This window comes from Roseibium sp. SCP14 (assembly GCF_040329475.1).
Lineage (GTDB): Bacteria > Pseudomonadota > Alphaproteobacteria > Rhizobiales > Stappiaceae > Roseibium.
This window is the reverse complement of sequence record NZ_JBDZYH010000009.1, coordinates 139,653-152,511: the sequence shown is the minus strand read 5'-3', so window position 1 is coordinate 152,511 and position 12,859 is coordinate 139,653. Positions and strand designations below refer to the sequence as shown.

Genomic DNA, 12,859 nt, shown 5'->3' with positions numbered 1-12,859 from the left:
GCGAACTGCGGCGTGCGCAGGATGTATCCAGCGCTAATCTTTTCCGTAGCACGACGCTTCATCGAGCAACCATTCGGCAAAAGATCGGGCCGCACGTTTTCTTTGTCCGCGTGCAGAAAAGATAATTCTGTAGGCTTGACCAGCAAGCCGCTCTCCGTCAAGTGAAATGAGATTTTCCTGCTTTTCTGCGGTTTCCAGGATTACAGTGCTGATGAGTGCAGCGCCGTGCCCGCGCCTTAATGCATCGTGTGCAAGGTTGTACTCATCGTAGCTTGAACATCCGAACCGCTCGTAGCCCAAATAGTTGTTCTTGTTGAACCAAGCTTGCCAGGATGGTGCGTCGAGCGCTGGATTGGTCCATCGGACATCGAGCAGCCTTTTCGGTTCAATATCATTTATTGTGGGACTTTTCCTTTTTGATACCAAAGCGTTGGATTGGACAACAGGCACATACTCATCTTCAAACAAATAAAGACCATCGTTTTCCGACGTGGGCCTCGCGCCATATCGAATTGCTATGTCAGCTTCATTTGAATGCAGGTCCACGCAATTTTCGCTGGCGTGTACCGTCAAAGTGTACAACGGATAGCGTTCGTAAAATTTGTTTAGCCTTGGTTGGAGCCAATATCTTGCAAACGCTCTGGTAACCGAAAGGCTCACGTTGGTCGTATCGGCTTCTGCATAGACCTGCTCAAAGGCGTCTGCGAGGCTATCAAATCCGGATGTGACTTTCGGAAGGATTGATGCTCCGTGCTCGGTCAAAACAATTTTCCGGCCGCTTCTTTCAAACAGCTTCAGCGACAGAATATTCTCCAAATGCCGTATTTGGTGGCTGATTGCTGTTGGTGTCACAGCGAGTTCGTCAGCCGCAAGTGTAAAGCTGTTGTGTCGCGCAGCAGCTTCGAATGCTCTGACAGCATTTAACGGAGGAAGGCGTCGCTTCATGTCCTTGAACAAGACCTATCCTCAGGTCCCTACCCGATATATAAACCGCTCCAAGCGGTACCCAAGGCTCAGCTTCCTAACCGATCCACAATTAGACAAGTTCTTCTATCTCATCCGACGGATGAGCCGACCGGTTTTTCGCGAAGAATATTCGGGGCAGTGAAACCTTCACAGCCCCGAAATGTGGTTCATTTCTTGATAGTAGAAAAAGACAGCTTCACACTATCCGGGTCAACCATCGCAAGGAATTCCTTGGTATTGGGATCTGCCAGGAACTTATCCAATGCGGCTTTGGCCGAATCCAGATCCCGCCAATAAACTACCTCAACCCAGGTGCCGTCATCTTGCAATGCAACGTGCCGGTCGATGAAGCCATCATAATCTGTCAAAGCTTCATTCACATCGACCGCGACGCGCGCGAGCTTGGCTTCGTCAACGCCATCGGCTGCCTTAAAGGTCACATATTCGATGGTTGTTGCCGCTTCTTGATCTTGCGCGGTTGCACCTTGATGTGCCGAAAATGAAACCATGGCTGTCAGCAGTGCTCCCGACAATATCGATTTAACAGCTTTTCTCCAATTGGCATGTTTCCTCACGATTCCGTCCTCCTTAGTTTCGTGATTATCCGCCCCGGCACGCAGGATGCGTCCGGGCTTCTTTCTTGCGCGAGGTGAGTGCTCAAATCCTACGCACGACTTCTGCCATCGCCGTTCCGAGTGCGTTGTGTTGCTCTGCGCTCATGTGGAGCCCGTCCGTACCGGCTGCGCGAGGCACGACAGAACCGGCGTCAAAAAAGGCAACACCGGCCTTGCCTGCTGCTGCCTCCAGAGCTGCTCCCAATCTTTCAGACTTTTCCCTTCCGCCTTCGAACATCGCCGCAAAATCGGGATGCGGAAGATCATTCAGCGCGGGTGGAGCCACCACCAGGCATCGCGGTGGCCCATATGTGTAAGCCACGCCGCCGGCGGAGTTGGCGACGATACCGGCAAGTTCAATGACCGCTTCAGCAATATCTTCTGCTGAGCGATTGCACTCGGCCTTCAAATCGTTTGTGCCCAACATGATGATGACAAGGTCGAGCGGCATTTCACGAGCAATGGCAGCGGGTAAAGTCTTCGCGCCATTGAAGGCTTCGGCCTTGATCTGGTTCCAGTCCAGTGAATCGTCCAGGTTGGTGGAGCGAACCGTCAGTCCGTCGATCGCTACCGAGAACTCGTTGCCCAGTTCAGCAGCCATGACTCCGGCCCAACGTTCGTCGTCGCCGTAACGATCTGTCGGAAAGGCTTCTTCGACACCCTTCCATCCCCAAGTGTTGGAATCACCGTAAACCAAAATTCGTTTTGTCATTGCGGTACCTCTATTTCAGTGATGAGAGCATCGGTCCTACGCGTTGATGATGTGGCCGTCTTCCGGATGCCAGGAGGCGTTAACGCCCCCTCCGATTTCGATGTCGAGAGCTTCCATGTCGCGTTGTTGAAGCTGTACGATGATCGGCGTGCCGGAACTGGTCTCCAGACGTAGATTGACCAGTGCGCCCACAAACTCTTCACCGATAACCTGGCAATAGATCTCGTTCTCGGCCCAACCAGCCTCTGCAGTTACGGAGATCTGATCTGCCCGAATGATCAAGTTCACCTTGTCGCCGCAGGATACGTTGCTGGTGACCTTCGAATCGCACTTGAACGAACCATCCGTACTTTCGAGGATAATCTCTCCGGAATTCCGTTCGCGGGCTTTGCATTCGATAATGTTGCTACCGCCAAGAAACCGCGCGACGAATGGTGTAGCCGGTCGCAGGTATATCTCCTCCGGTGCGCCAATCTGTTCGATCCGCCCCTCGTTCATGATGACGACCTGATCGGCCATGGAGAAAGCTTCGGAGTGGCTGTGGGTCACGTAGATGAACGTAATCCCGAGTTCACGCTGCAGTCGCTTCAACTCGCCTTGCATGCGCACGGACAGATGTGCATCCAGCGCGCTGAGCGGTTCATCAAGCAGCAGAACGGACGGTTCCGTTACCAGACATCTCGCAAGTGCCACGCGCTGACGCTGTCCACCGGACAACTGATCGACACCTCTGTCGGAATGATCCTCTAGTTGAAGGCGTTTTAGCCAGCGCAGAGCGCGTTCCCGACGCTCTCCCCTGCCGACCCCCTTCATCCGAAGTCCAAACTCGACATTTTCCAGAACTGTCAGAAACGGAAACAGCGCCAGCGACTGCCAGACCAATGGCGTGTCTCGTTCCCAGATGGGCAAGTCATTGATCTCGATTCCCTGGCGAAGGATTTTGCCGCCGGATAGTTCCTCCATTCCAGCAAGGCAGCGCAGGAGCGTGCTCTTGCCGCATCCGGACGGTCCCATGATCGCAATGAACTTGCCTTCGTCGATGTCAAGATCAAGTCGCTCGATTGCGACAGCCCTGCCATAACTTTTATGGATCCCTTTCATCGAAATGAGCGGCTGCATCTTTGTTTCATCCTGATGGGCGTGGTGAAGCGCGATTTGGTGATTGATGTTTTTTTCCGGCTCAACGAGCATTGCCGATCCCTCCTGTGCCCTTGCGAAGCAAAAGGAACTGGGCGCCAAGTATCAGCGTGATGGAAACTATGAATGTGACCGACCCGATTGCATTTATTCGAGGGCTGACGGCACTTTGGAGAAAACTGAGAATACGAACGGACGTGGTTTCGTTCAGTCCTCCGACGAACCAGGTCACCGCATATTCATCGAACGAAACGGCAAGGCACAAAAGAGCGGCCGCAAGCACTGCGGTTTTCGTTGATGGTATGATGACTTCCCGGAAGGCCCGCCAATTGGAAGCACCCAGATTCTGAGCCGCGAATTCGAGATCTCCGTCGATCTGCGCGAAACGCAGGCGAATGATCGCCATTGCGAAGGGCGAAGTCAGTACGATGTGGCTCGCGACGATTGCGGGAAGCGTACCCGAAAGACCGATGCGTGAAAGATAAGCCAACATTGCAAGGCCGATAACCACCAGAGGAATAAGTGGAGGCAAAAGCGCAAGGACAAGGATGAGGCGCTTTCCGAAGAAGTTGAACCGGTAGTCTGCATACGCGGCAGCAAAACCCATAAGTGTGGAAACCGGTGCAACGATAGCGCCCACGATCACGCTGTTCAGCAACGCTGAACGCAACAAATCATCAGTGAAAGCTAACCGATACCAATCGAGTGTCGCTTCGCCGAGGGGAATTGTCGGAAACCTGTCCGAGTTGAGCGAGAAAACGAAGTTGGTGACTATAGGCGCATATAGAAACGCCAGGATCAGAAAGCAGAACAGCCTGAAAACAGTTTTCGTTCGGGCGGAAACACGCATGGCCTATTTCCTCCGGTAGGCGATTGCGATGCTGACAAGCGCGACGCTCAGCAAGGTGGCGATCATCATGATTGCGATCACGGCGGCACGAGGCCATTGCTGTCCGGATTTCACGGTGTCGGCGATCAGAATTGATAAGGTGGTGAATTTTCCGCCACCCAGATAGGTCGGTGTGACGAAGTCGCCGAAGCTGAAGATGAATGCGAACAGAGCGCCAATGACGATGCCGGGTTTGGCTGCCGGCAATACGGCCGCTGTAAGTATCCGGGCCGGACCGCAACCAAGATTGTAAGCTGCATCTATCAAAGTTCGATCGATAGACAGCATCGAAATCGACTGAGTGACAATCACCAGCGGAAATGTCAGCGTCACAAAACCAACGAGAAGCGCAAACGGCGTGTTCAGCAGGCTGGCCGCATTGACCCCAAAAAACTCTGCCAAACGGCTAATGATCCCGTTTTCGGTCAGATAGATCTGCCAGGAATAAACCCTGACCAGATAGCTCGTAAAAAAGGGAACGATAAACAAGGACAGCAAAATCAACCTTCCCCGCATCGCAAAGAAAAAGCTAATGGCCAGAGAACAGGGCAATGCGAGAAGCGATACCGTTACCGCGGCTGCCGCAGCGAATGCACTCGTTCGAAAATAGGCGGTCCAGAAATAGTCGGCTGACAGAATCCGGATCCAATTGTCGAGCTGGAAGTCTGGTGTGAGAACGAAATTCCGCACGTCCCAAAAACTGAGCCATAGAAGAAGAACCACAGGACCAATGAAAAAGAAGGCCAGCCAGATGGGCAAAGGCGAGGTCCACGTCACGCCATAAAAGGCGTGGGAATACAGACGCCTTGTAACGAAAGACTTCATGAAGTGCCGTCACTTTTGTTTTGAATCAGGAGAGCTGTATTTCGCCGCTGCATTGACGGGCGGGCAGCCCGTCAATGCAGTCTCGGGAGGAGGTCAGGCGCTTTTGTATGCTGACCAGAAATCGTTCCAGTCCTCGAGGCTCTGTTGTGCCGGTAACTGACGAATATGGATCCGACCTTCCCGGATTAGGTCAATCGAATTGCCCGGTTCGAAGGAAATACCGAGATGCTTGGCATCTTCCGGTCTTTCTTCAATCAGCCTTTTCCATCCGCTCTTGGTCGGAATGATTGCTGGGAAAACGTTCAATGTCGCCTGGCGGAACTGCCCATCTGGACCGGATACGTACTGTAGGAACTTTTTCGCAAGTTCCGCCTTCTTCGATCCTTTTCCGATGGAAAATGACTCGGTGAATTGAAGACCACCCTCTTCCGGAATCGTGGTCGTGACATTCGCACCGTCGCGCCTGAGCACTCCGGTAATCCACTCGCCGATGCCTGGCATGACGGTAACTTCGCCGCTTTTGAGAGAGGAAAGCACACCGCCATAGTCGTAGAATCCACGAACCTGAGGTTTAAGGCTCAGGGTAGTATCCCGAAGCGCCTTCCACTCAGCATCACCAATGTCGAACGGAGCTTTGTTCCCGTTGTAAAGGCTTAAGACACCAAGATTGGGCAGGTGCCAGTCGAAGTGACCGACCTTGTCCTTCACCTTTTCATTCCATAGCAGTTTGTAACTGGAGGCTTCGGCAACTGAAACGGCGTCGAGATTGTGAGAAATCCCAAGGAAGCCAAACCGGCTCAGCACCGCATAAAGGTCTTCTCCATGCCAATGACCCGGGAATTTCTGAAGCTCGGGGAAATAGTCGTCGAACGGGTAGTCATCCGGATCGAGCTTCTCGAGGAAACCGGCAGCGCGTAGCTGCTGAACATACTCGGCATCGGCGTGGATGAGGTCGTATGTGCCTGGAGGAGATTGTGCCAACAAGGCCAGCATTTGTTCGCCGCCGACATAGTATTTCGGAACAATCTTGACGTTGTGCAGCGCTTCGAACTCCTCGACAGCATCAGGTTCAGCTTGTCCGTACCAGGCGAGCATCGTGAGTTCTGTTTTCGATTGTGCTCGAACGATTGATGGCATTGTCAGACCGCCAGCGACAACCGCGCTTCCCTTCAAGAATCCGCGGCGTGAAACCGAGTTTCCAAATCCCATAGTTTCCCCCTGTTCATTGACTTTTATCGGAGTAGGGAAATTAGAAACGAGGTGGCCGCGACCGACAAACGAGCATATCTCAGGTCGCTATGAGAAATTCTCTTAATAGAATTAAGTATTTGTAATATAGTGTGTTTTTTTGGCTCAATTCAGCAAAACAAGACTACTTTCTCTCAAACCAGTCGATAACCCGGTCAAACCAATCTGATGGAAAAAGGTGGCCATATGGGTGAATGCAGAGCCTCAGTTTTCCATCTGCCCAGTGTCGACATTGCATTTCATCGAGCGTTTCGAAACCATCTGGCTTGTCATTGGATAATTCCGCCGCATCTCGCATCAACTGAAGGCTCTCAAACACATCCCCCTGTCGAAGAGGATAGTTCGGTATCAGTCTACCTTCGAGAGGGACCACATTGTCTTGCCAACCATGAGTGTGGAACAGGCGAACTGCTTCTTTGCATTGCTCAGGCATCGGGCGCCATAGTGCTCCTGCTGCTGGGGCAAAAGCTGTAAAACCTTTCGGATCGTGACAAGCAATGTCCCAAACGGCAGAACCACCGCGGGAAAATCCCGCCAACAGCACCCGCTTCCGGTCAATCGGAACTTCCTGTTCGAGATCGTCCAGAACCGATCGCGCAAACGCTGCCTCATTTCGCCAGGAAGGGGATCCATCCCGAATTGACCAATCTCGATGATTGGGGAAAAATCCGCCCTTTGCGCCTTCGAGTGCGACAAATGCATATCCACGTTCCAAAACGCGCTCAACAAAGGATTGCCTGCGCAGCACAGCTTCGCTTGATGAACCGAATCCATGAAAGTACAAAATTACGGGCGTTTCGGATTGGGAAGCGGTTCCTGGCTCTAGGTATCGATAAGCCCCGTTACTTATCAGGCACAATTCACCTGGGTTGCAGGTGGCAGCTTGCGATGAAATCGATGCCAGTAAAACGCAAGTGCTAATTGGCAGTGCAACAAAGAAGGGTGGTGGAAATCCGCGGCGCATGGTTCTTCACTGCTCCCAGAGTACAAGAACTGTACCAGTTTCACTCAAACAACTTTGGCCTTCGGAACCAGCAGGCTTTCGGTAATTGCAAAAAGGAGATGCCTCCGAAGAGGCATCTTCAAGATGAGCTAGTGGGCCCGCAGAATGTCGGAGGCAGCTTCAATTGCTGCATTCCCGCATTCGGTTTCTTCCTTCGGGGAAGCGCCTCCGACACCAATTGCGCCAATATGATGTCCATCCGCTGTAATGATCGGCACTCCGCCACCAAAAATCGCAATTGTCGGCATATGTTCGACGCCGCGAAGGATGGGTTCCTCCCCCTCTTCGCCATAAATCAATGGTTGCCACTCATGAGTCGGGTAAGGAAAAATGGCTGAAGTTTTGGCTTTGCGAATTGATAGCTCTCCGGCACCGACTGCCGTGCCATCCATTCTGCGAAAGTGAAGCAAATGCGCTCCCTCATCGAGGATCGCAATTGTAACATTCAAGTTTCTGTCTTCCGCCCAATCCTGACACGCGTCTGCAATTTGATTTGCGAGCCCCAACGTCATTGAAGGTTTCATCACAACGGAAGCTGAGTCAGCCTTTGCGGATGAAGATATTGCCAAACCGGACGCTATTGCCAAGGATATTGCACTAAGAACATTAACTGCGCTTTTCATGATTGTTCTCCGCTAGGTGTCAAAGGCTTACGCAAACATGCAGCGATCGCGTATGGATCAATCCAATCTGCTCTCAGGTGATCCAACATTTTGATGTCGTTGCTTCGATGAATTGACGAGTAACCTAAGGGCTTCCGGCCAGAGACGTGGTCGGAAGCCTTGTGTCCGCGACAAACTGATTATTTGCTTCCCACTTCCTGGATGCGAAACGTACTTTCAAATTCAGCACCGTCGTTCACAGCGCCGCCAAGAGTGTTGAGCTGGCCGTAATTCACGAATAATTTGCCATCAACGACGGTGCCGGTGGTCGGATAGACATTTCCTGTTTCAAATGTTTCCCCGATTTCAGCAGACTCCCACCCGTCGTTGGAGATGAGTTGGAAAACTGTGTTGGACTCGACACCGGAAGCAAGGTTTGTGATTGCCACCAATTCGTTTCCGCTGACAAGAACAAGACCATCAGTGCCAACTAACGGTTTCGGCAGCCTGACTTCTGTGAACCTTTGCGGATCGTCTAGAGGAATTTTGAAAAGCGCTCCATCGCTCTTTTTCGCGACAAGAAGATATCCATCATCGTGATACTGAATTCCGTTTAGGTTGAAGCCTTCACTTCGAAACCGCTCATTTGTCAGAAACACGGTGGCAGAGCCTGACGGTGTCACTTTGTAGATTGCGGCAGCAAGACTGTCGGTGATGTAAGCATTTCCCTCGACGTCTATTGTCAGGTCGTTCACGAACTTCGCCTCACCCGGGCGCAAATTCGATAGGTTCACGAACTGGATCGGGGATCCGGTTTCAAGGTCATATACCGCAAGTGAAATAAATCCGAACTTGTCTTCCGGCTTACTGCGTTCACCAAGTCCGTAGTCCGAGTTGTTGATCAATAGTCGACCGCGCTCAGCATCTACTCTTATGCCAATTACCTGGCGAAGCCGGTCGTCGTCGACGAGAGTTTTGACAGAGCCTTCGTGGTCCAATGAAACGACTTTTCCCTGCCGAACCGATCCTAGAAGAAATTGTTCGCGCAGTGGATCGTATTCCAGACCTTCTGGATAAAGGGCGGGCGCCTTGACTGAAATGAAGCTGCCATCATCCTGGGCAAACTTGAGCTGATCTGTTTCCGCGAAGACGCCAGTCGTAGCAGTAAACATCAGCAAAGATGCGGTTGCCGCAACCTGTAGCTTTTCTATCATGATTTGAGCCTGGGCTTTCTGTTGAAACACAGGCGCAAGAGTGGTGGTGACTCTTCGTCGAGACAAACTAGAAAAATTCACCCGACCAACGAGCTCTGTTTACCCCAATCACATACAATTGATAGTAGAACCCTTGTTTCGTCCAATTTGGACGATAAGCGCCAGCGCTTTCATTTCTTCGACTTCAGCCGCAAAAATCACGCGGCACATTCGTCAGCGGAGATGCGTTCATTCCCCGAAAACGAGACCTCAACGCAAACATCATCGAACCGAGTACTCGACACACGAACAGTTGTGACCTGCTCCCCTGATTGTCGCATTCATAAGTTAGCTCTGTTCACGGTGTGATCTTCGTTGGACTTGGTTGCAAATTCGTATGGGGTGAGCTCGCCGAGGCTCGTAGAGGAAGACGATGGCTATGGCTTTTATAAACTGGATGAAGAGATGCATCGGTTGATCTTATCATTCACAGGATACAGGAGAATAACAGGAATAACTCAAACCGCGTGGATGCAAGTTAACCGTGCTCGCTATTCAATTCTCCCAATGGAATCCCGCATGGACAACACTCTGAAAGAGCACTCTGCGATTGTGGAAGCGATTGCAAATAAAGACCCCGAAGCTGCAAGAGAAGCAACCAAGTTTCATTTGCAGTAATTGATTAAATACATCGCTCCCCTGGAAGAAAAGCGCCCGAATTGTTTGGTCACTAAGCCGACATTTCCAGAGTCGCTCAATCACGTTTTGGCAATGTTTGGCCGCCCGTGTCCAAGTTCTCGCGTTGGAAAAAGAAGATGCACCGACCTTGTGTCATGAGGACTGGCATTCGCGTCGGGTTACTTTTTCAGCTGCTGACACGGGAACTGCTAATCGCTCTGATCGAGCGATCCCACCATCTTCAACAGATCACCAAACCTCGCGACAGCAGCAAACAGGATTGCTGCAGACAACACTGACAGAAGGGAAACCGCAGCCATCGCCGGCGAATACCCGTATCGCAAGCTGTTCACGATCTTGATGGGAAGCGTTTCAACCGTGAAGCCCGCGACCATGAAGGCGATGATGTATTCGTTAAGGCTGAGCACAAAACAGAACGCAGCCGAACCGAATATGAATGGGGTGATCAAGGGCATCACGACCGTTCGGAAGAGATCAAATTCGCTTGCTCCCAAAGATGAGGCTGCGTCAAGCAACTCCTTTTCAATGGTTTCCAGCCCCAACGAGATCATGATCAACGGGATGGTTACCAGGAACACGCCGTGGGACAATATCAGAGCCCAAAATGATCCGTAGGCGCCGACCTCCGACCAGAAGATCAGAAATCCGAGCGCCGACGTCACCGGAGGCAACATGAACGGTACCATACCCAGGCCGAACAGAGCCTTGGCAAAGAATATTCCGTGCCGCCAGAGCATCAGGCAAACCGGCAAAGCGATCATGATCGAAATTGCCGTTGCCAACAGCGCGACAACAAGACTTGTCCCAATTGGCTGCAGCCATTCTGACTTGGTTACGACATCGCCGAACCAATCCAGACTGAACCCGCGCGGCGGAAAGTGGAGCCGTTTCTTTTCATTGAAAGAGACGCCCGCAACAATGATGAACGGCAACGACAGGAGCAGCACGATTGAGCCCACAAAAAGCGGCGTTAGGTATGAGCTCTTCATCCTTGCGTTCCCTTTGCTTTCGTCAGTTTCGTAATACCTGCAATGAGCCCAAGGCAGATGATGCAGAGGAAGACCGACATTGCCGCGGCAAAGGGGATGTTAGATTTGTAGATCGCCTGATCGGTGATCAATACGGACAGCGTCCAATCCTCCGGTCGTCCGAGCATTTGGGGAAAGAGATAGGCACCGAGTGCGAAGACGAACACCAAAACGAGTGCGGAGATAATCGTTGGGCGAAGCGCAGGTACAACCACACTAAAGAATGCCCAAATCGGTGTCGCCCCCAATGTTGCAGCGGCCTCGGGAAGCGATTTGTCAAATCTTGATATCGGCGGATAGATGGTTAGCACCGCAAACGGGAAGCAGAAGTGCAGCATCGCAAGAACAATAGCAAAGGCACTTGGATAAAGAGCGACGGCACGATCCATCATTCCAAGATGCACCAGGAGGTTCGAAACGCCTGCTGTGCGCGACAGCAGTATCGTCCAGCTGAAACCGAGAATGACCTCCGAAAGTGTCAAGATACAAAGCAGCAAAATGACGATCGGCACCTGAGCGCTTCTGCGCATGCGTGACACGATATAGGTAAACGGCACGGCAAGGCTGACGCACACAACGGAGATCGTTGCGCACAGGATCAGCGATCGTGCGAGCGCCGTCAGGAAAATCGGATCAAAGAACAACAGGTAATTGTCGAGACGAAAGTCCGGTACATAGAACCCGTCCGGCACCCGGTAATAGAAACTGACGGCGCCCATGATCAAGAACGGCACCAGGAACAGGCCGATGAGTGCGATGCCAGGCGGTATCAGTATGGTCGTCTTCGCGTCCGGCCACCACCAGCGCTTTGCCGAAGAGATCTCGGGAAGCGATAATGTGCTGGCATGTTGAAGTTCGGATTGGGTTTCCATGGTCAAGCGGCCATCAGGTGTGCGGTTTCAGGAATTTGAAGGGAGACGGTGTCTCCAACGCTGAAACCAAGTTCAACGCCGGATGCTTCCTTCGATATGAATTCCGTGTCTCCAGACCTGACAAAAACCTCCAGCTCTGCCCCCAGATCGCGGATCAATGTCACCTGCCCGTCGAGGCTGTTTGGCATTCCATCGGCTTTTTGCATGACCTGAAGTTGCTCGGGCCGTACACAAAGCACTGCTGGGGATTCATCACGCTTTAACCAATCCGGCGTGGCTATTTTCAAGGTGCCGCCAGAGAACTCGAACTTGCCCTCAGGGCTCCCAGTTCCCTCCAGTAGATTTGAAGTCCCGATAAAGTCTGCAACAAACCGCGTAGCCGGCCGGCGATAAATATCAAGGGGACTCCCAACCTGTTGGACAGCACCGCGATCGATGACCACGACAATGTCTGACATGGTCATGGCTTCTCGTTGATCGTGGGTCACGACGATCGTCGTAACCCCGAGCTTGCGCTGCAGTTCACATAATTCGTTTTGCATGTGCTCGCGCAACTTGGCATCAAGTGCGGAGAGCGGTTCATCGAGGAGAAACAGCTGCGGCTTCATCGCCAGAGCGCGGGCAATTGCCACGCGCTGGCGCTGACCACCGGATAGCTGAGTAATCCCTCTGTCGGCGATGTCTGGCAGCTTGATCAACTCCAGGAGCTCTATTGCCCGTGCACGACGCTGCGTTTTCGGAACCTTACGAAGCGCTAGGCCATAGCCAATGTTTTCCCAGACATTCAGGTGCGGAAATAGTGCATAGGATTGGAACACCATTCCGACATTGCGCTTGTGTGCGGCTAAGCCGGTTACGTCGATACCATCAAACCTTATCGTCCCCTCGCTGGCCTGCTCCAGACCTGAAACGAGACGGAAGAGTGTGCTCTTGCCACTTCCTGAAGGTCCAAGAAAGGTGATCATCTTGCCGGATGGCAAGTCGAGATTGACGTTTCGAATAGCCTCGAATGCGCCGAAGCGTTTCCAGACACCTTCCAGGTGTAAGTTGGTCATGAGGATCCCTCCCGTC

The 12,859-nt window shown here is 52.2% G+C and carries 14 protein-coding genes; 1 reads left to right on the top strand and 13 read right to left on the bottom strand.

What is annotated here, in order from left to right; all coding sequences use genetic code 11:
• Positions 1-33 precede the first annotated feature (33 nt).
• From ABLQ08_RS27370 to ABLQ08_RS27325, 10 genes are all read right to left on the bottom strand, one after another.
• Positions 34-957, bottom strand: coding sequence for a LysR substrate-binding domain-containing protein (locus ABLQ08_RS27370; RefSeq protein WP_352949158.1), 924 nt, complete (start codon positions 955-957; stop codon positions 34-36).
• Between the two features lie 176 nt (positions 958-1,133).
• On the bottom strand, positions 1,134-1,541 hold the full coding sequence (locus ABLQ08_RS27365) for a hypothetical protein (RefSeq protein WP_352949156.1): 408 nt from the start codon (positions 1,539-1,541) through the stop codon (positions 1,134-1,136).
• Between the two features lie 82 nt (positions 1,542-1,623).
• Positions 1,624-2,292: a GDSL-type esterase/lipase family protein gene (locus ABLQ08_RS27360; RefSeq protein ID WP_352949154.1), complete on the bottom strand. Its 669-nt coding sequence runs from the start codon at positions 2,290-2,292 to the stop codon at positions 1,624-1,626.
• Positions 2,293-2,328: 36 nt separating this feature from the next.
• The gene (locus tag ABLQ08_RS27355) at positions 2,329-3,483 is read right to left on the bottom strand and encodes an ABC transporter ATP-binding protein (protein WP_352949152.1); all 1,155 of its coding nucleotides are present in this window, start codon (positions 3,481-3,483) and stop codon (positions 2,329-2,331) included.
• The gene (locus ABLQ08_RS27350) at positions 3,473-4,279 is read right to left on the bottom strand and encodes an ABC transporter permease (RefSeq protein WP_352949149.1); all 807 of its coding nucleotides are present in this window, start codon (positions 4,277-4,279) and stop codon (positions 3,473-3,475) included. The genes ABLQ08_RS27355 and ABLQ08_RS27350 overlap by 11 nt, the downstream gene beginning before the upstream one ends.
• Positions 4,280-4,282: 3 nt before the next feature.
• Positions 4,283-5,143: an ABC transporter permease gene (locus ABLQ08_RS27345; RefSeq protein ID WP_352949147.1), complete on the bottom strand. Its 861-nt coding sequence runs from the start codon at positions 5,141-5,143 to the stop codon at positions 4,283-4,285.
• Between the two features lie 93 nt (positions 5,144-5,236).
• Positions 5,237-6,352, bottom strand: a complete 1,116-nt coding sequence (locus ABLQ08_RS27340) for an extracellular solute-binding protein (RefSeq protein ID WP_352949144.1) — start codon at positions 6,350-6,352, stop codon at positions 5,237-5,239.
• 163 nt (positions 6,353-6,515) lie between these two features.
• Positions 6,516-7,355, bottom strand: coding sequence for an alpha/beta hydrolase family esterase (locus tag ABLQ08_RS27335; RefSeq protein WP_352949142.1), 840 nt, complete (start codon positions 7,353-7,355; stop codon positions 6,516-6,518).
• A 128-nt stretch (positions 7,356-7,483) separates the two neighbouring features.
• Positions 7,484-7,906: a GlcG/HbpS family heme-binding protein gene (locus ABLQ08_RS27330; RefSeq protein ID WP_352949139.1), complete on the bottom strand. Its 423-nt coding sequence runs from the start codon at positions 7,904-7,906 to the stop codon at positions 7,484-7,486.
• Between the two features lie 290 nt (positions 7,907-8,196).
• Complete coding sequence (locus ABLQ08_RS27325) at positions 8,197-9,210, bottom strand: hypothetical protein (RefSeq protein WP_352949136.1); 1,014 nt, start codon at positions 9,208-9,210, stop codon at positions 8,197-8,199.
• Positions 9,211-9,591: 381 nt separating this feature from the next.
• Here ABLQ08_RS27325 and ABLQ08_RS27320 point away from each other — a divergent pair, with 381 nt between their 5' ends.
• Complete coding sequence (locus ABLQ08_RS27320) at positions 9,592-9,867, top strand: FCD domain-containing protein (protein ID WP_352949313.1); 276 nt, start codon at positions 9,592-9,594, stop codon at positions 9,865-9,867.
• A gap of 209 nt (positions 9,868-10,076) precedes the next feature.
• Here the strand turns inward: ABLQ08_RS27320 and ABLQ08_RS27315 are convergent, their stop codons facing one another.
• From ABLQ08_RS27315 to ABLQ08_RS27305, 3 genes are read right to left on the bottom strand one after another with little or no spacing between them, the layout of a single operon-like run.
• Entirely contained in the window at positions 10,077-10,877 is an 801-nt protein-coding gene (locus tag ABLQ08_RS27315) for an ABC transporter permease (protein ID WP_352949133.1), read from the bottom strand.
• A complete protein-coding gene (locus ABLQ08_RS27310) occupies positions 10,874-11,788 on the bottom strand; it encodes an ABC transporter permease (protein ID WP_352949130.1) in 915 nt (304 codons plus the stop codon). Before ABLQ08_RS27310 ends, ABLQ08_RS27315 begins: the two co-directional genes overlap by 4 nt.
• 2 nt (positions 11,789-11,790) lie before the next feature.
• A complete protein-coding gene (locus ABLQ08_RS27305; protein WP_352949128.1) occupies positions 11,791-12,843 on the bottom strand; it encodes an ABC transporter ATP-binding protein in 1,053 nt (350 codons plus the stop codon).
• Positions 12,844-12,859: the final 16 nt, after the last annotated feature.